Consider the following 20,038-nt stretch of genomic DNA (forward strand, 5'->3'; position numbering starts at 1 on the left):
ATTAGCGCCGATGGTACTGCAGTTGTGGAAGAGTAGGTCATCGCCTTTTTTAGAATCCCGATTCATTTTATTGAATCGGGATTTTTTTTTGCATAATAAATGGGAAATGGAAGATTATGCCGTGTAAAGGAATACAAAACCAAAAGGGCAAATTATTTAGTATAATAAAGCTAAGAAAATAACGAGGAGCTCTGCATACCATCCTATTTCAGAAAGCTATACACTAATAACTGTGCATAAAGTTCCTTATTAAGGGATAACTATAGGAATAAATTTAAAGCAAAAGAGTCTTTTTAAAAAGGACTTAATAAGAATAACATTTCTTCAGAAATCCATCATCAATAGAACCTACTACTGTATTATGAGTCTTTCTGAATGAGCACTATAAAGTTAGGGACCAAGTGTGTTGAAGTTTTCTAAACTTCTTTAGTTCACTTCGAAGTATTGGAAGATAATCTTTACCATTGCTATTAGAGTTTTCTAATCTTCTACAATTTTTATATAATAAATTGGTTAATCGTTTAACAGAAGCTATGTGCTTGTGTTTTTTATCGCTATACCTTTCTAGTTCTGCTTTCTCTATTTCTGGTGCTAGAGATGTAGATTGCTGTACTATATCTCCTGTAAAATAAATGTGTAAATCTTCTTTACCATCTGGTTTTAAATATGCCAAATCATGATTTAAATATGTCGAAATACTTCGAGATATGGTGATGATTTCCATAGCCTTTTGATATATAGGCGAGTGGTATAAGTGTGTGGACATAATTAATACTAGTTTTTATAACAATTTTATCAAATTTACCAACTAGTTGTCATATTTAACTTTAGTTATTATGGTAAAACTGTATATTTGCTTTAATTATTAACGTAGAATCTAATATTTCTTTAATATGAGTTTAGATCAATTAAACTGGAAAATTTTGAAATGCTTACAGAGTAATTCAAGGCTATCTAACGCCGAAATTGGACGTCAAGTGGGAATTAGTTCTCCCGCTGTGTCGGAGAGAATTAAAAAAATGGAGGATTTAGGAATTATTCAAAATTACCATACAACGGTATCTCCTTTTGAAGTAGGCTATCAATTAAAAGCACTTATTACGATTAGAGCATTTATGGGAATGTTAAAACCTTTTTTAGAAAAAGTTAAAACCTTTGATGAAGTTATCAACTGTTATCGTATTACAGGGAATGAGAATATTGTAATGGAAGTAGTTTTAAAAAACCAGAAACATTTAGAAACCTTTATAGACCAATTAATTGTTTATGGAGAAACTAAAACTCAAATAGTTTTATCTCATGTTATTAAACATAATCCGGTTAAACCTTTAAAATAGACTATATGTTCTTGTCATTATAATCGATATCATCATTTGGGTCTATGTCATCATAATTTATACCTGGAGGATTAAATAAACCCCAACGATCAATTATATAGTTCCAACAATTAAAAGATGCTACCCATTCGGCAAATAGTATTCTAAACTCTTCAATTTCTTTTCTTAATAGATCTAAGTATTCAATATCTTTATAACCGTGCATTTGTAGGCCACGAGCATCAGTGATAAGTTCTCTGGCTGCTTTTCTAATTATAGTAGCGTTTTCCATTTTAATGTCGTAAAGCATATCTTCATTTCCAGCTCCAGCAATTTTAGCAGGAATTATAAGTGAATTCTGTCTAAGATAATCTAGATTGCTTTTAATCAACTCTTCTTCCATCTTTTGTTCATATTCAATCTCGGAGTTTTCAACAGCTTTAATTATGTGATCAACTATTTTTTTTATTTCCATTGCTTTTAGAAATATTGGCAATTTCTCCCATTCTTGTTTCATCTAAGTAAATCTTTATTTTTACTTTAAATATAACTCATTTCTTGATTTCAAATAATATTTGAGGTAATAAAGCAGGCCAACACATATGATACCTAAAGCTACCATTACAAGCCAGGTAGTATTAAAGCCAAAACTATCAACTAAATGAAGTCCTGCGTTGTGTCCGAAGATATGTGCCACAGAAAACGCAATTGTGTATAATGCCATATATTCTCCTTGATTTCCTTTTCGCGCTCGTTGCAGTGCAAAAGCGTTCGAAAATGGGAAGCTTATCATTTCGCCAAGAGTCATTAATAACATACCTATAACTAATATACCGACCCATGAGGTTAAATCTAAGACTAAAAAACTTATAAGTGTTAATAGAGCACCAAAGGCCATAAGCCCTGGTTTGGTGTACTTAGTACGTTCTAACCATTTAATAAGTGGCATTTCCAGAACGAAAATAAATAGACCATTTAGTCCTAAAAGTAAGCCGATTTCAAACTCGGTTAATTTATGGATGTCTTTATAATATAAAGGCATTGTGGAAAAGTATTGCAAAAAGATGATCCCGAACAAACTCATTGCTAATAGAAAAATCCAAAAAGCTTTATCTTTATATGCGGATTGCGGATTTAAATTAATTACCGTATCTAATGTTTTTGCTTTTTTTGGATTTAGTACTTTAATTAGTAAGAGAGTTGCTAAAATACAAGTGATTCCATCGGCTATAAATAATCCTCGATAACTCAGACTCGTAATAATTAATCCTCCAATTGCCGGGCCTGCTGAAAACCCCAAGTTGATAGCTAAACGGATAAGCGTTACCGAACGTGTTTTGTTTTTTGGTTTGCTATAGGCGCTTAGTGCTACAAACATAGCAGGACGAAACATATCTGCAACTAACATGATTATAAATATTCCTATACAAAAAGAGATAAAAGTGTTGAGAAACTGTAAGCCAATAAAAAGAAGTCCTGTGGTTAATAAACTTCTAACCATAACTTTATAATAACCAATTTTATCTGTTAACTTACCTCCTAACCAAGACCCAAAAACAGAGCCCAGACCAAAAGCAGACATAACCCAACCCACTTGAGCAAAAGTGAAATGTAGACTTTCGGTCAGGTATAAGGATAGAAAAGGGATAACCATAGTTCCTGCTCTATTGATTAAAGTTACCAAAGCTAGCCACCAAACTTCAGGAGATAGCCCTTTAAAAGTGTTTATATAATTATCAAAAAGTGTTTTCATTTTTATGGATTCTAAAAAACTAAAAAGCCCAACGATATTGTTGGACTTTTATATATAATTTGAATTGATAATTATATCCTTATTATACATTAGTTAACTCTTTGTTTCTTTAAAATAGATGACTGAATATTAGAGAAATTAATACAATGCTTTATTAATTCTTAATTTTACTGAATCAAAACTAAACAAAATAGTTTTAAGTTGTATTTTTGAAATGTAAAAAACATAAAAATGAAACACTTCTTAAGCTTTTTTTTATTGCTTTCAGTTTTAAGCTGTACCCAAAAGAAACAGCCTATTTTAGGTGATACTGAATTTCAGAAAAATATGAATGCCGATTTTAAAGACGCCACTAAATCGCCATTAAAAGCCAAAGACCGAAAAGGTTTTAAAGGTTTAGATTTTTTTAAGTATGATTCTGCCTATGTGGTCCAAGCTTCTTTTAAAAGAACGCCAGATGAAATTCCTTTTAAAATGAAAACTACAACAGATAGAATGCCGATGTACGTAAAATATGGAGTTGCAACTTTTGCGTTAAACGGACAGGAACATCAACTAAGTATCTATCAGAGTATGGATTTATTGAATGAAGAGGGATTTGAAGATTATCTGTTTTTACCATTTTTAGATACAACAAACGGAGAAAGCACCTACGGAGGTGGAAGATATATAGAATGCGACATGCCTAATAACGGAATTATTGAAATTGACTTTAATACAGCGTACAACCCTTATTGTGCTTATAACGAAAAGTATTCTTGTCCAATAGTACCAAGAGAAAACTATTTAAGTGTTAAAGTAGAAGCAGGAGTAAAAGATTTTATCAAAAAGTAGCTGATATTGTTGAATTTTATGGTTTTAAGAACGAGGTGTTATTCATTTAACCAAATACATTCCTAAGAAAACCGCTAAAAAACCTAAAGCAAAAGTGGCAATGGTATAAATAGCAAAGCTCATAAAATCTCCAGTTTTAAGGAAGACGTGGTTTTCATAAGCAAAGGCAGAAAAAGTAGTAAAACCACCGCAAAACCCAGTAGCTAATAATAAGGTGTGATTTTGAGTTAATGCCTCATTTTTTGCTGCTAGTCCTAAAATTAAACCAATAAGTAAACTACCAAGAATGTTCGCTAACATTGTGCCATAAGGGATTCCTGTAGCGTAACTGTTTAAATGTTTACTGAGAAGATATCTCAAAGCACTTCCAATACCACCACCAATAAACACCAGTAAAATTTGTTTCATCTAATTAAGTTAATTTTTTTAATAGGATGCATATTATTGATCTAAAGCCAGATATATTTCGGTAATCCAATTGGCAGGATTTGGAGTTTTTGTTGGGTCGGTTACATGGACTTCTAACATAGGTCCTTGATCTGATAACTGTAAGTTGTTTTCAGGAATATAATTCATAGCAGTATCCCAAGCTTCTTTTAAATTATTAGAATTTCCTTTTAGAGTCGTTTTTAAAGCTCTAAAAGGTTCTAATTGACCAGTTAAAATCTCACTTTCTAAACTTATAACTTGGTTGGTAGTAGGAACACAAGATGAAAACATTACAGCATTATTGTCTTCATCCCATTTGTGGTAGAGTACAAAAGGAGGACCGGCTGTTGTAATATTGTTTTTATTAACATAGGACTCAACTTCAGATAACATAGCTTGTTTTACCGAATCAAAATTGTTCATTTTAGCAGAGGTTGTTTTGTATAGATAAAACCCTCCTCCACGTTGCGTAATATTATCTACTTTTATCGAATATACTTTCATTGAAGCCTGAATCACACTATCTAATTTCTCTAAACCCTTCTCTATATCTGGACCTATCATTTCATCGAATCCTCCTGTAAAAATGGCATAAGCTTTAAGTTTAAAAGGAATGTTATCTGAACTTATTTTCCATGACACTTCCGTTTTGTTTTTATTTTTAGGATTAAAATCCCAATGAACATCTGTAGATTGGAAATCTCCAAACTGCAATATTTGGTCTATAGAACTGTTTGAAGTTGTTTTAGTGGTTTTCATCTGTCCAGGACCATCATCATTTACCCAAGCATAAGAACTTGCAATTCCACTTGTTTTATCTCCTAAAGTTACAACCGTTTCAGGGGCTTTTTCAATCCAAGGAGACCATGCTTCCCAATTTTTAAAATCTATCACATTGTTATAGATAATTTCATTTGAAGCTTCCATAGTTTTGGTTCGCTTTACATCAAAGGAATTGGGCTGTACAGCAACGTATATTGTTAATCCAATAATAAAAATAAGTATTAAAAATAGTATGTATTTTATAGCTTTCATATTAGGTTGTCTAGTTCTTATTCAAAGGTAATCAATTTTGTACTATCTTAATAAATGTTACATTTGTAATACACTAAAATAAATAAAAAATGAAAGTTAAACATGTATTAGGCTTCGCTTTAGCCTTAACTGCTTTTGTGTCTTGTAAAGATGAAAAGAAGGAACCAGCTGTTAAAGTGGCAGAAGTGAAAGTAGAAAATGCCTTTGATTATAATGTAGAGCAATTTGCCGACATTAAAATGTTACGTTATCAAATTCCTGGTTGGGAAAACTTAACATTAAAAGAACAAAAATTAGTTTATTATTTAACCCAGGCAGGTTTGGCTGGAAGAGATATAATTTGGGATCAGAATTACAGACATAATCTTAAAATTAGAAAAGCTTTAGAAGCTGTTTATACCAATTATTCTGGAGACAAAAATAGTGACGATTGGAATGCTTTCGAAATCTATTTAAAACGCGTATGGTTTAGCAATGGAATTCATCATCATTATTCAAACGATAAGTTGAAGCCAGAGTTTTCCCAAGAGTATTTAAAAACCTTATTAACTGAAACTAATACAAGTTTAGAAGGCGAAGCTTTTGATGTTATTTTTAACGACTCTGATTCTAAAAAGGTAAATCAAGCTAAAGGAGTTGATAATGTAGCACTATCTGCTGTTAATTTTTATGGGCCAAATGTAACTAATGCAGATGTAGAGACATTTTATAAAAATAAAAAATCTCCAAATCCAGATAAGCCATTGTCTTTTGGATTAAATTCTAAATTGGTTAAAGAAAATGGTCAAGTAAGAGAATTAGTATATAAATCTGGAGGTTTATATGGTTCTGCTATAGACGAAATTACTAAATGGTTGGAATTAGCACAAGGAGTTGCGGAAAACAAGGCTCAAGGAGATGCATTAGGTTTATTAATACAGTATTATAATACCGGAGATCTTCAAACTTGGGACGATTATAATGTAGCCTGGACTGCTGCCACAGATGGTAATGTAGATTATATAAATAGTTTTATTGAAGTTTATAACGACCCTTTAGGATATAGAGGTTCTTATGAAACTATAGTGCAAATTAACGACTTTGATATGTCTCAAAAAATGAAAGTCTTATCAGATAACGCGCAATGGTTTGAAGATAATTCGCCTTTAATGGAAGAGCACAAAAAGAAGAATGTAGTAGGTGTAACTTATAAGGTTGTTAATGTGGCTGGAGAAGCTGGAGACGCTTCACCTAGCACACCAATTGGTGTTAATTTACCAAACGCGAACTGGATTCGTGCAGCTGTTGGAAGTAAGTCTGTTTCTCTAGGAAATATTATTGAAGCTTATAATAATGCAGGAAGCTCAGGACGTTTGCATGAATTTGTTAACGATGAAGAAGAGTTCCAACTAGAGGAAAAGTATGGACAAGTAGCAGATAAATTACACACAGCTTTACATGAAGTTATAGGGCATGCTTCGGGACAATTAAATCCAGGTGTTGGTGAGACCAAGGAAACACTTAAAAATTATGCATCTACTTTAGAGGAAGGTCGTGCAGATTTAGTGGGACTTTATTACTTATACAATCCGAAGTTACAAGAATTAGGCTTGGTTGACGATTGGAAAGCTATGGGAAAAGCAGCTTACGATGGTTATATTAGAAATGGTTTGATGACACAGCTAATTCGCTTAAACATAGGAGATGATGTTGAAGAGGCTCATATGAGAAACAGGCAATGGGTAAGTGCTTGGGTTTTTGAAAAAGGAAAAGCAGATAATGTGATTGAAAAAATTACTCGCGATGGAAAAACTTATTATAATATTACTGATTACGATAAGTTGCATGATTTATTTGGACAATTATTACGTGAAACACAACGTATTAAATCTGAAGGAGATTACCAAGCTGTTGAAGATTTAGTAGAAACTTATGGCGTAAAAGTAAATCAAGATTTACATGCTGAAATATTGGAGAGAAACAAGCAATTTACTGCTGCACCATATAGTGGATTTGTAAACCCTATCTTAGTTCCAGAAAAGGATGATAGTGGTGAAATTACTTCTATAAAAGTATTGCAACCAGAGTCTTTTCCTGGTCAGATGTTAGATTATAGCAAAAACTATAATTACCTTCCTGAGGTAAACTAAAATTACAATTTACTTTAATTAAAAAGCCTTAACGTTAAAATCATTAAGGCTTTTTTTGTTAGAAAATTTTACTGTTGAATTTATTTGTTAATGCTAAATTTTAAAAGAATAAAATTTATAGCAAGTAGTAAAAGTAATATTAAAAATGAATTCATAATAAGTGATTTTTATTATACATCTTAAAACTATTGATTTGTCATCATCATTTTAAGGTTAATTAGAATGTTAAACTCTTGGATTTACCTAATCTTAAAGAGATTTGGTTCATACAATAAACTAAAATTGAAAATAGAGAAATACCGTTTGGTTTATTTTAATTTATTAAGTTGTTTTATTATCAGCATCAATTCTTAGGTATACAGTTTATGTTAGTTACAAATAGTAATTAATAAAATTTAACTAGTGCTTTAAAAGTAATAGACCAAGTAATGAAATCTATAGCCAAGAAAAATTATTTTACGTAAATAACCATTTTATTGAAGCAATAAATAAGATAAAGGCAATAAAAGCAACTAAAATCCAAACACTACCTTTATAGTAACGTTTGTGAAGTTTTAAATCCTTTCTATAAGTATAAAAAATGGCTATTATAAAAACGATTGCAAATAAAACTCCAAAAACCAATTGTCCCTTTGTAAACATATCCTTAATTTTAGGCAAAATTACGAAAACATTCCAATAAGATTTCTGTTTTATTGAATGAAAATATTAATTATGTATTTCTAGCTTCTTGTCTATTTAAAGATGAATCCGGATATAAAAATATTATGTAAATGAAAGAAAAAATTGAAGCTGTAAAAGCTTTTCACACAGCCTTTAAAATAGGACACCGAGAAACTCCTAAAGCCGATCTTGGAATGAAGAAAAACATGTTGCGATATAAGTTAATGCGCGAAGAAAATGAAGAATATTTAGAAGTAGCAAATAACAACGATTTGGTTGAAGTTGCTGATGCTTTGGGAGATATGCTCTATATTTTATGTGGAACTATTATAGAACATGGTATGCAACATAAAATAGATGAAGTTTTTGAAGAAATTCAACGTAGTAATATGAGTAAGCTTGGAGGAAACGGAGAGCCTATTTATCGTGAAGACGGCAAAGTGCTTAAAGGACCCCATTATTTTCAACCTAATATTGCCAGTATTCTTGAAAAATAAAAAAAAAAATTGATAGAAAATAAAAAACGACCATTTCAAATGGTCGTTTTTATTAATCCAGATTCTATATCTTTTACATTTTTGGTTAAAAATTGCTTGCTGAGTATTTAAACAAGATTAGCATCTATAAAACAACTTCGTGTCTCCAACCATGTTTATCTTCTGCTAAATTATTTTGAATTTCTTCTAATTGCTTTTTAAACATGTTGGCAAATGAGTTTTCACTCTCCGGAATTTCAAATACTTCATTTCCGTGTTCAAAAGCAGAAATAGGGCTTACAACAGCTGCAGTTCCAGCTCCAAAAATTTCTTTTAAACTCCCATTTCTGGCAGCTTCTTTTATTTCTGTAACTGGTACACGTTTAACATCAACCTTAATACCGTTGTCTTCAGCTAATTGAATAATACTCCTTCTAGTAATGCCATCTAAAATTCTATCGCTAGTTGGTGCAGTTACTAAGGTGTCATTTATTCTAAAAAAGATGTTCATGGTTCCAGCTTCTTCTAAAAACTCATGAGTATTTGCATCTGTCCATATAATTTGCTGGTATCCTTTTTCTTGAGCTAAAGTGGTTGGATAAAACTGAGCAGCATAGTTTCCTGCAGCTTTAGCAAATCCAACACCTCCATTTGCCGAGCGACTATATTTTTCAGCAAATAAAACGCGTACTTTACCAGAATAATAGGCTTTTGCAGGCGAACAAATTATCATAAAACGATAAGAATTTGCTGGCGATGCAGAAATAGCAGGCTCTGTTGCTATAACAAAAGGTCTTATATATAAAGAGTTTCCTAACCCAGGTTGAATCCAATCGGCATCCATTTGTAATAAGGTTTCCAATCCTTTAAAAAAATATTCTTTAGGAAATTCAGGCATCGCTAATCTAGCAGAAGACTTATTAATTCTACTATGGTTATCCTCTGGTCTAAACAACCAAACTTTACCTGCTTCATCTTTATAAGCTTTCATACCTTCAAAAACAGCTTGTCCATAATGGAATACTCTTGCCGAAGGCTCGAAAGACAAGGCTTGATAAGGCATAATTTTGGGTTGTTGCCATTTGCCATCAATAAAATCGCAAACAAACATATGATCTGTAAAAGTCCTTCCAAAAGTTAAGTTTTCAAAATCGACATTTTTAATCTTGGAAGTTTCAGATTTTTGAATGTTTAAGGGGATATTTAAGGGGTTTATCATGACATTATTTTTGTTACGCGAATTTAAAGAAATTATGCTTTATAAAAAACCAAAACGTTTTTTATAAAATACGTATCTTTGTCGGTAAGCTCAATCAAATTTATAATTATTATGAAGCATATTTTAACACTTTTTCTTTTTGCAACACTAATTAGTTCTTGTAAAAATAATAATACTGAAACCCCTGAAATTTCTGAAGATAAAAAGGAAATATCATATCTTTCTTTTGGCGAAAAAATTGATGCAGACCAAGCTGTAGAGCTTGTTTCTATTGCAGAGGACTATAAAAACATGAAAGTAGGAGATAGTGTTTCTACAAAATTAATTGGGAAAGTAGATCAGGTTTGTCAGGCTAAAGGCTGCTGGATGAAAATGGATTTAGGAAATGATGAGCAGGTAATGGTAAAGTTTAAAGACTACGGTTTTTTTATGCCTAAAAATATCGCAGGGAAAGATGTTATTATAGACGGAGAAGCTTTTGTAAGCGAATTATCTGTTGAAGAATTACGTCATTATGCCGAGGATGCTGGAAAATCTGAAGAAGAAATTGCAGCTATTACAGAACCTCGACGCACTTATTCTTTTGTTGCAAATGGAGCACTTTTAATAGAAGAATAAATGAAAGTTTTAATTTTAAGTATGTCTCTGGTATTTTTTGTTTTAAGTTGTAAACAGGTCGATAAATCTCTGGAAATAGAGAAAGAAGAAGTTGTTTACGATATGTATCAGCCTTCTGAAATGGCCAATCTTATGAACGAGATGTATGCCCAGAATTTAGAAGTTAAACAAGATATACTTGCTGGTAAAATTCCAACCGAGTTTCCTTTGGATTTTTTGAAAATCCATACTGCAGAAATGTCAGAATTTAAAAGTAGAAACGAAACTTTTCAAAGTTTTTCTAAACTTTTTATAGAAAGTGAAAAGGAGATCTTTAATACAGAATCTCAAATCCCTGTTGAAGAACGTTTCAATAATATGGTTAATCTATGTATTTCTTGCCATCAAACAGAATGCACAGGGCCTATTTCTAGAATTCAAAAACTGATAATTAAATAGCTTTTGGAACGTAAAATCATCACCACTGCAGATGGTTCTAAAACAATTCAACTTGTAGATTTAGACGAACAATACCATTCGCTTCATGGGGCATTACAAGAATCGGAGTACGTTTTTATCAAGCAAGGCTTGCAGCATGTTATTCAGGATAAGCATAACCAAACTAATTCTATTTCTATATTAGAAATTGGCTTTGGCACCGGATTAAATGCCATGACAACCTTGGCCAAAACTAAAAATTGCCAAACACCTATAAGCTATGTGGGTGTAGAAGCATATCCTATTTCGGCAGAAGAGGTTTTAGAACTTAATTACAATAATTTATTCTTAGACGCCAATATCAACGAGTTATATAAAGATATTCATTCTTGTTCCTGGGAAAAACCTGTAAAAATAACTCCGTATTTCACCCTAGAAAAGCAACAGAAAAGTTTTAATGAGATTGCAGATAAAAATGTTTATAATCTTATTTATTTTGATGCTTTTGGGCCTCGAATTCAACCCGAATTATGGATAGAATCCGTGTTTAAGACTATGTTTGACTCGTTAAAAGAAGATGGTGTTTTAGTTACTTATTCGGCAAAAGGAAGTGTGCGTCGTGCAATGCAATCAGTTGGGTTTTTGGTAGAAAAACTCCCTGGTCCTCCGGGTAAGCGTGAAATGTTAAGAGCTCTGAGAGGCTCTTAACATTCGGAGAGTTTTTACGAGTCAAATGCTTCGTGGAACTAAGTCTTCAATTGCTTCATAGTGAGACAAACCTCCAAAGTTTTCTCAAAAACGGCATAAAACACTTCGGTCTTTCTATAAACTTTAGTTAAATCTGTTAAACCTAATCTAAAGTGTCTGTAAAAGGTGAGTCAATTCTGTATCTTTAAATAAAAATTGACAATGAAAGTTTTAATTACAGGAGCAACAGGATTGGTTGGGAAAGCTATCGTGACTCAATGTAAAAAACATAATATATCTGTACATTATTTAAGCACCTCAAAATCAAAGATTGTAACTACAGAAAATTATAAAGGGTTTTATTGGAATCCCGATACGCAGGAAATCGATATTGCTTGTTTTAAGGGCGTAGACGCTATTATTAATTTGGCTGGAGCGCCTATTTCTAAACGATGGACAAAAAGTTATAAACAAAGCATAATAAACAGTAGATTAGATTCTTTGCATCTACTAAAGTCAATCATTGAGAAAGAAAAAATAAATATTAAGCAATTAATTTCTGCAAGTGCAATTGGAATTTATCCAGACTCTATAATTAATTATTATGATGAAAGTGCTACTGCCATCTCATTAGGTTTTCTGGGGGAAGTTGCGGACTCTTGGGAAAAAGCAGCTGATGAATTTTCCGACTTAGGGATACCAGTCACAAAAATTAGAATTGGTTTAGTTATGGATTCTAAAGAAGGCGCATTGCCTCAAATGATAAAACCAATAAAATTAGGAGTAGGAGCAGCTTTTGGAAGTGGACTTCAATGGCAATCCTGGATTCATAAAAAGGATTTGGCACGAATTTTTATTTATACCTTAGAAAATAAATTAGAAGGAGTATTTAACGGGGTTGCACCAAATCCAGTTACCAATCTAGACTTAACTAAGGCTATAGCCAATAAACTCGATAAGCCTTTATGGTTACCAAATATTCCAAAGTTTATTATGAAATTGGTTTTAGGAGAGATGCATGTGCTGCTTTTTGAAAGCCAAAGAGTGTGTTCAAAAAAGATTATAGATACAGGTTTTGATTATCGCTACGTAAACCTCAGGCCTGCATTAGAAGATTTATTATAAAAAAAACCGTTACAAATAAAATTGCAACGGTTTTTTAATATGTTTTAAAGTAATAAAACCCTTAAGATTTTGTTGCTTTCACATCTATTTTAAGTTCCATTCCATCGTTAATAAACTTGTCTCCTAAGTTATCAAAGAAAGATTTAGAACCATATTTTACATTCCATTTAGAACGATCGATAGTAAAAACTTCACTAGTTATAGCTACAGAGTCTCCATTTTGGTTAATTACCACAGGAATTGTAATGTTGTTAGAAACATCTTTCATTTTTAAATTACCAGACAACATAGATTTACCATCTACAGTTTCCAATTTAGTAACCTCAAACGCTGCAGCTGGGTATTTTTCTACATCAAAAAAGTCAGGACTTTTTAGATGACCAGTTAATTTACCATGGTTTTCATCATCTTCAGGAATATCTTGTACATAAATAGAATTCATATCTATTAAAAATGTACCACTTTCTAAAACTCCGTTATGAATAGTAAAAACACCATTTTCAATATCTATAGTTCCATGGTGAGTTCCTGTAGGTTTATGCCCTTTCCATGTAATGCTAGAAGCATCTGTGTCAACTTTATATTTTGTTGAAACATCTGTTGTTTCAGCAGCAGTTTCAGCTTCAGTTGTAGTAGCCTCTTGTGCCTTATCTTTGCAACTTGTAAAAGCGAATGTCATTGCTACAACCGTTAAGATTGTAAAAAACTTTGTTTTCATAGTAATAATTTTATTTATAGTGTTAATTGGCAAAAATAGGTATTTATAGATGAATAAATTCTAAAAGAAATATTAAAATTATTTGATGACATTTTGACATTTTTACAATAATGGCAGTACTTTTGCCTTTTCAAAAGAAGTATTAAAAATAATTTATGTGATACGACTATGAGTAAGAAAGATAAAAATGTAGATATGAATCCTGAACACGCTGAAGAACAGGTTGTTGATCAGGTAGAGCTAAGTAATGAAGAAAGGCTTGAAGAGGAATTAAAATTAGAAAAAGATAAATTTTTACGTTTGTTTGCAGAGTTTGAAAATTATAAAAGACGAACTGCTAAAGAGCGTATCGATTTGTTTAAAACTGCAAGTGAAGACGTTATGTTGGCTTTATTACCAATTTTAGACGATTTTGACAGAGCCTATACTGAAATTTCTAAAACTGAAGAAAAAGGCTTATTAAAAGGAGTGGAATTAATTAGAAATAAATTAAAAAACACCCTTGAAAGTAAAGGTTTAGAAGAAGTAGTTTTAGTTTCTGGAGATGCTTTTAATGCAGACAATCACGAAGCAATTACTCAAATACCTGCACCAACTGACGATTTAAAAGGAAAAATTGTAGATGTGGTTGAAAAAGGGTATAAGTTAGGCGATAAGACAATTAGATTTCCAAAAGTAGTTATAGGACAATAAGATGACAAAACGAGATTATTACGAGATATTAAAGATAGACAAAACAGCCACTGCTGCCGAAATTAAAAAGGCATACAGAAAAAAGGCTTTGAAATATCATCCAGATAAGAATCCAGATGATAAAGAAGCCGAAACAAAATTTAAAGAAGCAGCTGAAGCATACGAAGTATTAAGTAATGCTGACAAAAAAGCACGTTACGATCAATTTGGACATCAAGCCTTTGATGGTAATGGTGGCTTTGGTGGTGGTAATATGAATATGGACGACATATTCAGCCAGTTCGGAGATATCTTTGGAGGTGCTTTTGGTGGCGGAGGCGGATTCTCTGGTTTTGGTGGAGGAAGTGGCTTTGGAGGTCAGCAACGTCGTGTAAAAGGTAGCAACCTGCGTATTCGTGTTAAATTAACATTAGAAGAAATTGCTAATGGTGTAGAGAAAAAAGTAAAAGTAAAACGTAAAGTTCAAGCTAAAGGTACTACTTACAAAACATGTAGTGCTTGTCAAGGATCTGGACAAGTTACACGTGTTACAAATACTATTTTAGGTCGTATGCAAACAGCAACCACTTGTACTACCTGTGGAGGTGCTGGACAAACTATAGACAAAAAGCCAGACGGAGCAGATTCTCATGGATTAATAGTAAAAGAAGAAACAGTTTCTATTAAAATTCCAGCAGGAGTTGTAGAAGGTATGCAATTAAAAGTTTCAGGTAAAGGAAACGAAGCTCCAGGTAATGGTATTTCGGGAGATTTACTTGTAGCTATAGAAGAAGAAAGACACGACTCTTTACAACGTGAAGGCGATAATTTACATTATGATTTATATGTAAGTTATCCAGATGCAGTACTTGGTACGTCTAAAGAAATTGATACAGTTACTGGAAAAGTGCGTATTAAAGTAGAAGCTGGCGTGCAATCTGGAAAAATATTGCGATTAAGAGGAAAAGGCATTCCAAGTATTAACGGATATGGAAAAGGAGACTTATTAGTACATGTTAATGTATGGACACCAAAAACATTAAGTAAGCAACAAAAAGACTTTTTTGAATCCATGAGAGATGATGAACATTTTACGCCAAAGCCGGAAAGTTCAGACAAATCTTTCTTCGAAAAAGTTAAAGATATGTTTACCTAAAATAATTCAACCTTATTAAACCCACTATAAACAGTGGGTTTTTTTGTTTTAAGAAACTTATTTATTCTTAATTTTCATTTGTTTATTAAAAAACACTATCTTTGAGATATCACTATTTTTAAATAGTGGTTTTTTTCTTTTTCATAGCAATTTTTTCCCATCCTAAAATAGAAGATATTTCAGGGTGGGTTTTGTTTTTATAGACCAGTTTTATTGTAGTACTAATTTATAGACTTATATTAGGGATTACGTTCGCACATTTAATATCTTTACGGTACTATTTTCAAAACAACACACTTTTATGAACAACCTATTAGAAGCCCACTCAGTTTCTAAAAAATTCGGAGATTTTACAGCTTTAAACCAAGTTTCAATAGCTGTACCAAAAGGAAGTATCTACGGTTTGCTTGGCCCAAATGGAGCGGGTAAAACAACACTTATTCGAATAATTAATCAAATTACCATGCCAGATCAAGGCGAGGTTATTTTGGATGGCGAATCTTTAAATTCTCATCATATTAGAGATATTGGTTATTTGCCAGAAGAACGAGGTTTATATAAGACCATGAAAGTAGGCGAACAAGCCATGTATTTAGCTCGATTAAAAGGATTGAGTAAAGCCGAAGCTAAAATCAGGCTAAAGTATTGGTTTGAAAGATTAGAAATAGGAGATTGGTGGAATAAAAAAATTCAAGAGCTGTCTAAAGGAATGGCTCAAAAAATTCAATTTATAGTTACGGTTTTACATGAGCCAAAATTATTGATTTTCGACGAACCTTTTTCCGGATTCGATCCAATCAACGCCATTCTTATTAAAGATGAAATCTTAAGACTAAGAGACAACGGAGCAACCGTTATATTTTCTACCCACAGAATGGAATCTGTAGAGGAGTTATGCGACCAAATAACCTTGATTCATGAATCTAACAAAATTCTAGACGGAAAGTTAACAGACATAAAAAAACAGTTTAAAACTAACACGTTTGAAGTAGGAATAAGAACTTCAAATAATCTTATGTTAGAAAAAGAATTGTCCGAAAAATTTAAGGTTTCTCCAGCTAGTTTTAAAACACTTGACAACGAGTTGATGCTCAACGTTAAATTATCAGAAAACGATATTCCTAATGATTTGTTGAGCTTTCTAACATCAAAAGGAGAGGTATCTCACTTTGTGGAGTTAATTCCGAGTGCAAACGATATTTTCATTCAAGCAATTAAGAACAACTAATATGAATCATTTAGGATTAATTATAGAAAGAGAGTACTTAACCAAGGTTAAAAATAAATCTTTTATTGTTATGACCATTTTAAGCCCAATTATCATGATTGCGCTTATTGCTGTTGTAGCTTACTTGTCTCAGGTAAATAATAATAAACAACGTACCATATCTGTTTTGGACGAATCTGGAATTTTAAAAAGCTCTTTTACAGATACTGAAAATGTTAACTATCATCTTTTAGATAATATGACACTTGAAGAAGCTAAACTTCTAGTCAATCAAAACGAAGAATATGGGCTCTTGTATATTGGTAATTTTAAAAACATCAATGAAATTGGTGAGCATATTAAGTTTTTTTCTGAAGAGTCGCCTTCATTAACCTTGATGTCTGCTTTAGAAAGTAAATTAGAAAAACAACTTACAGATTTAAAATTAGAGTTTGAAGGCGTAGATGTTGAGAAAATTAGAGCTTCCAGAATTCGTGTGGACATAGGACAGGAAAGCTTTGTTGGAGAAAAAACATCTAAAATTGACAGCGTAGTAAAACTTATTTTTGGTGGACTGGCTGGATATTTACTGTTTATGTTTATCATTATTTATGGTAATATGATTATGAGGAGTGTCATTGAAGAAAAAACCAGTCGCATCATTGAAATTATTATTTCTTCAGTCAAACCAATTCAGTTAATGTTAGGAAAAATAATTGGTACCTCGCTAGCAGGAATTACGCAGTTTGTTATTTGGATAATTCTTGGTGGACTTTTAATGACAATTTTGTCCTTAGTTTTTGGAATCGATTTAGCCCAGTCTCAATCCGGACAGCAAGAAATGCTAAGTCAGGCTATGCAAAATCCTGATGTTAATACCGAAATTCAAAATGTTATATCCGCATTTTATAATTTGCCAATAACCAATTTAATATTTGCCTTTATCTTATTTTTTATAGGAGGTTACTTGTTGTATAGTTCGCTTTATGCTGCAATTGGAGCTGCTGTAGATAATGAAACAGACACCCAACAGTTTTTATTACCTATTTTAATGCCATTAATCCTGGCCGTTTATATCGGTATTTTTACTGTAATCGAAGATCCACATGGAACTGTTTCTACAGTGTTTTCTTTTATTCCCTTTACCTCTCCAGTTGTTATGCTTATGAGGATTCCATTTGGCGTTCCAATATGGCAACAGCTACTGTCTTTTGTGTTATTGGTGGGAACCTTTATTTTAACAGTATGGTTTGCAGCAAAAATTTATCGAGTGGGTATTTTAATGTACGGTAAGAAACCTAGTTATAAAGAGCTAATTAAGTGGATAAAGTATTAAAGAAAACATTAAAGCAGGTTTACAAGGAATAGCATTAATTGTTGCATAAAGTAATGTTAAAGCCAAGTTTAGTGTCTTTTTTCTTCTGTTAAATGCGATATTTATAACATAATGCAGATTAAAAAATGAAAATAAAGAATAATAAATAAAGAATTAAGTAGAAAGATGCCAAGAATATTAGTAATAGAAGACGAAGCAGCCATAAGAAGAGTATTGGTTAAAATTCTTTCAGAAGAGAACCCTAGCTACCAGGTGGAAGAAGCTGAGGACGGTTTAGTTGGAATCGAAAAAATTAAAAATGAAGATTACGATTTAGTTTTATGCGATATTAAAATGCCTAAAATGGATGGTGTTGAGGTTTTAGAAGCTGTAAAAAAAATAAAACCTGAAGTTCCAATGGTTATGATTTCTGGACATGGAGATCTAGATACAGCTGTTAACACTATGAAATTAGGAGCTTTCGATTATATTTCAAAACCCCCAGATTTAAATCGGTTATTAAATACGGTTCGTATTGCTTTAAATAGTAAAGAGCTTGTAGTTGAAAATAAAAGACTTAAAAAGAAGGTTAGTAAAAACTACGAAATGATTGGCGAAAGCGAAGCTATCTCTAGTATAAAGGGCATGATTGAGAAAGTAGCTCCAACAGATGCCCGAGTGTTGATTACTGGACCTAATGGAACAGGAAAAGAATTGGTAGCACATTGGTTACACCAAAAGAGCGATAGATCTAAAGGTTCTCTAATTGAAGTAAATTGCGCAGCTATACCATCAGAACTTATTGAAAGTGAGTTGTTTGGTCACGTAAAAGGTGCGTTTACTAGTGCTGTTAAAGATCGTGCTGGAAAATTTGAGGCAGCGCATGGAGGCACTATTTTTTTAGATGAAATTGGAGATATGAGTCTTTCTGCCCAAGCCAAAGTATTAAGAGCTTTACAAGAAAGTAGAATTCAGCGTGTTGGTAGCGATAAAGACATAAAAGTAGATGTTCGTGTTATTGCAGCAACCAATAAAGATTTAAAAAAAGAAATTGAAGAAGGTAATTTTAGAGAAGATTTATATCATCGTTTAGCAGTTATACTTATTAAAGTGCCAGCATTAAACGATAGAAGAGAAGATATTCCATTATTGATTGAATACTTCTCTGAAAAAATTTCAAAAGAACAAGGAACGGCTGTAAAATCGTTTTCAGCAAAAGCTGTAAAAATGCTTCAAGAGTACGACTGGACAGGAAACATTAGAGAACTTCGAAATGTGGTAGAACGTTTAATTATTTTAGGAGAAAAAGAAGTTGGAGAAGACGATGTGAAAATGTTTGCCACAAAATAAACCTTAAAAAATATTTTCATTATGAAAAAAATAAAAAAAAATGAATTCCAGGTTAAAGAGGCTATCGAGATTAAAAACACCCCAACAGCCTTTAATCTAGAGGCTGATACCGAAAAGATTGAAAAAAAACTTGGAAAAATTAGAAAGAAATTAGCTAAGCTACAAGATACCATGTATGCACATGGAAAATACTCTGTTCTTGTGTGTTTACAAGGAATGGATACGGCCGGAAAGGACAGTTTGATTCGCGAAGTTTTTAAAGATTTAAATGCTCGTGGAGTGGTAGTACACAGTTTTAAAGTGCCAACATCTTTCGAATTAAAACACGATTATTTATGGAGACATTATATTAAGCTTCCTCCTCGTGGCAAAATAGGCGTTTTTAATAGAACACATTATGAAAATGTTCTAGTTACTCGAGTGCATCCTGAGTATATTTTAAATGAAAATTTACCTGAAATAACTTCTATAGAAGATATTAATGAAACATTTTGGGACAAGCGCTTTGAACAAATCAATAATTTTGAAAAGTATGTTGCCGAAAACGGAACTATTATATTAAAATTCTTTTTAAACCTATCAAAAGACGAACAAAAACATAGGTTACTTCGTCGATTGGAAAAGGAAGATAAGAACTGGAAATTCTCTCCTGGAGATTTAGCCGAACGTAAACTTTGGGATGATTATCAGGTTTGCTATCAAGATGCAATAAATAGAACTTCTAAAGCACATGCTCCTTGGTTTGCTATTCCAGCGGATGATAAGCCTACCGCAAGATATTTAGTCGCAAAAATTATTCATCAACATCTAAAGGAATACAAAGACATTAAAGAACCAGAATTGGACGACGAGGTGAAAGACAATTTAAAACTTTATAAAAAACAACTTGAAAGCGAATAGCCAAATAAGATTTTTACAA

Annotated in this window: 22 protein-coding genes; 14 read left to right on the forward strand and 8 right to left on the reverse strand. The window is 32.2% G+C overall.

Features of this window, described 5'->3' with window-relative positions; translation table 11 throughout:
• Positions 1-382 precede the first annotated feature (382 nt).
• Positions 383-766, reverse strand: a complete 384-nt coding sequence (locus OS188_RS03840; protein ID WP_267147502.1) for a hypothetical protein — start codon at positions 764-766, stop codon at positions 383-385.
• 127 nt (positions 767-893) lie between these two features.
• Here OS188_RS03840 and OS188_RS03845 point away from each other — a divergent pair, with 127 nt between their 5' ends.
• A complete protein-coding gene (locus tag OS188_RS03845; protein ID WP_267147503.1) occupies positions 894-1,337 on the forward strand; it encodes an Lrp/AsnC family transcriptional regulator in 444 nt (147 codons plus the stop codon).
• A gap of 1 nt (position 1,338) precedes the next feature.
• Here the strand turns inward: OS188_RS03845 and OS188_RS03850 are convergent, their stop codons facing one another.
• Both OS188_RS03850 and OS188_RS03855 read right to left on the reverse strand, forming a co-directional pair.
• Positions 1,339-1,833, reverse strand: a complete 495-nt coding sequence (locus OS188_RS03850; RefSeq protein ID WP_267147504.1) for a hypothetical protein — start codon at positions 1,831-1,833, stop codon at positions 1,339-1,341.
• Between the two features lie 18 nt (positions 1,834-1,851).
• The gene (locus tag OS188_RS03855) at positions 1,852-3,069 is read right to left on the reverse strand and encodes an MDR family MFS transporter (RefSeq protein ID WP_267147505.1); all 1,218 of its coding nucleotides are present in this window, start codon (positions 3,067-3,069) and stop codon (positions 1,852-1,854) included.
• Positions 3,070-3,300: 231 nt separating this feature from the next.
• Between OS188_RS03855 and OS188_RS03860 the strand changes: the two genes are divergently transcribed.
• Positions 3,301-3,903 carry a DUF1684 domain-containing protein gene (locus OS188_RS03860; protein ID WP_267147506.1) on the forward strand — a complete coding sequence of 201 codons (603 nt, stop codon included), beginning with the start codon at positions 3,301-3,303 and terminating at the stop codon, positions 3,901-3,903.
• A gap of 42 nt (positions 3,904-3,945) precedes the next feature.
• Here the strand turns inward: OS188_RS03860 and crcB are convergent, their stop codons facing one another.
• Positions 3,946-4,311, reverse strand: a complete 366-nt coding sequence (gene crcB, locus OS188_RS03865; protein ID WP_267147507.1) for a fluoride efflux transporter CrcB — start codon at positions 4,309-4,311, stop codon at positions 3,946-3,948.
• Positions 4,312-4,344: 33 nt separating this feature from the next.
• Positions 4,345-5,367, reverse strand: coding sequence for an SRPBCC family protein (locus OS188_RS03870; protein WP_267147508.1), 1,023 nt, complete (start codon positions 5,365-5,367; stop codon positions 4,345-4,347).
• A gap of 89 nt (positions 5,368-5,456) precedes the next feature.
• Between OS188_RS03870 and OS188_RS03875 the strand changes: the two genes are divergently transcribed.
• A complete protein-coding gene (locus OS188_RS03875) occupies positions 5,457-7,496 on the forward strand; it encodes a dipeptidyl-peptidase 3 family protein (protein ID WP_267147509.1) in 2,040 nt (679 codons plus the stop codon).
• A 456-nt stretch (positions 7,497-7,952) separates the two neighbouring features.
• Here the strand turns inward: OS188_RS03875 and OS188_RS03880 are convergent, their stop codons facing one another.
• The gene (locus OS188_RS03880; RefSeq protein WP_267147510.1) at positions 7,953-8,138 is read right to left on the reverse strand and encodes a hypothetical protein; all 186 of its coding nucleotides are present in this window, start codon (positions 8,136-8,138) and stop codon (positions 7,953-7,955) included.
• Between the two features lie 131 nt (positions 8,139-8,269).
• On the opposite strand from OS188_RS03880, the gene OS188_RS03885 reads away from it, so the two are divergent.
• Complete coding sequence (locus tag OS188_RS03885) at positions 8,270-8,656, forward strand: pyrophosphohydrolase domain-containing protein (RefSeq protein ID WP_267147511.1); 387 nt, start codon at positions 8,270-8,272, stop codon at positions 8,654-8,656.
• Positions 8,657-8,780: 124 nt separating this feature from the next.
• On the opposite strand, the gene OS188_RS03890 is transcribed toward OS188_RS03885, so the two are convergent.
• Positions 8,781-9,854 carry a branched-chain amino acid aminotransferase gene (locus OS188_RS03890; RefSeq protein ID WP_267147512.1) on the reverse strand — a complete coding sequence of 358 codons (1,074 nt, stop codon included), beginning with the start codon at positions 9,852-9,854 and terminating at the stop codon, positions 8,781-8,783.
• 111 nt (positions 9,855-9,965) lie between these two features.
• On the opposite strand from OS188_RS03890, the gene OS188_RS03895 reads away from it, so the two are divergent.
• The 4 genes from OS188_RS03895 to OS188_RS03910 all read left to right on the forward strand — a co-directional run bounded on the left by OS188_RS03895 (position 9,966) and on the right by OS188_RS03910 (position 12,701).
• Positions 9,966-10,472 (forward strand): DUF4920 domain-containing protein, encoded by a 507-nt coding sequence (locus OS188_RS03895; RefSeq protein ID WP_267147513.1) that lies wholly within the window; start codon positions 9,966-9,968, stop codon positions 10,470-10,472.
• Complete coding sequence (locus OS188_RS03900; RefSeq protein WP_267147514.1) at positions 10,473-10,910, forward strand: hypothetical protein; 438 nt, start codon at positions 10,473-10,475, stop codon at positions 10,908-10,910. It begins immediately after the preceding gene.
• Between the two features lie 3 nt (positions 10,911-10,913).
• A complete protein-coding gene (mnmC2, locus tag OS188_RS03905; RefSeq protein ID WP_267147515.1) occupies positions 10,914-11,597 on the forward strand; it encodes a tRNA (5-methylaminomethyl-2-thiouridine)(34)-methyltransferase MnmC2 in 684 nt (227 codons plus the stop codon).
• Between the two features lie 201 nt (positions 11,598-11,798).
• Entirely contained in the window at positions 11,799-12,701 is a 903-nt protein-coding gene (locus OS188_RS03910) for a TIGR01777 family oxidoreductase (RefSeq protein WP_267147516.1), read from the forward strand.
• A 61-nt stretch (positions 12,702-12,762) separates the two neighbouring features.
• Here OS188_RS03910 and OS188_RS03915 read toward each other — a convergent pair whose 3' ends face one another.
• On the reverse strand, positions 12,763-13,419 hold the full coding sequence (locus OS188_RS03915; RefSeq protein WP_267147517.1) for a YceI family protein: 657 nt from the start codon (positions 13,417-13,419) through the stop codon (positions 12,763-12,765).
• A gap of 168 nt (positions 13,420-13,587) precedes the next feature.
• On the opposite strand from OS188_RS03915, the gene OS188_RS03920 reads away from it, so the two are divergent.
• The 6 genes from OS188_RS03920 to OS188_RS03945 all read left to right on the forward strand — a co-directional run bounded on the left by OS188_RS03920 (position 13,588) and on the right by OS188_RS03945 (position 20,019).
• Complete coding sequence (locus OS188_RS03920; RefSeq protein ID WP_267147518.1) at positions 13,588-14,112, forward strand: nucleotide exchange factor GrpE; 525 nt, start codon at positions 13,588-13,590, stop codon at positions 14,110-14,112.
• A gap of 1 nt (position 14,113) precedes the next feature.
• Entirely contained in the window at positions 14,114-15,247 is a 1,134-nt protein-coding gene (dnaJ, locus tag OS188_RS03925) for a molecular chaperone DnaJ (protein ID WP_267147519.1), read from the forward strand.
• A gap of 301 nt (positions 15,248-15,548) precedes the next feature.
• Positions 15,549-16,475, forward strand: coding sequence for an ABC transporter ATP-binding protein (locus OS188_RS03930; RefSeq protein ID WP_267147520.1), 927 nt, complete (start codon positions 15,549-15,551; stop codon positions 16,473-16,475).
• Position 16,476: 1 nt separating this feature from the next.
• Positions 16,477-17,790: an ABC transporter permease gene (locus OS188_RS03935; protein WP_267147521.1), complete on the forward strand. Its 1,314-nt coding sequence runs from the start codon at positions 16,477-16,479 to the stop codon at positions 17,788-17,790.
• Positions 17,791-17,955: 165 nt separating this feature from the next.
• A complete protein-coding gene (locus OS188_RS03940; protein ID WP_267147522.1) occupies positions 17,956-19,119 on the forward strand; it encodes a sigma-54-dependent transcriptional regulator in 1,164 nt (387 codons plus the stop codon).
• Positions 19,120-19,140: 21 nt separating this feature from the next.
• Entirely contained in the window at positions 19,141-20,019 is an 879-nt protein-coding gene (locus OS188_RS03945) for a PPK2 family polyphosphate kinase (RefSeq protein WP_267147523.1), read from the forward strand.
• Positions 20,020-20,038 lie beyond the last annotated feature (19 nt).

This window comes from Xanthomarina sp. F1114 (genome assembly GCF_026410255.1).
Lineage (GTDB): Bacteria > Bacteroidota > Bacteroidia > Flavobacteriales > Flavobacteriaceae > Xanthomarina.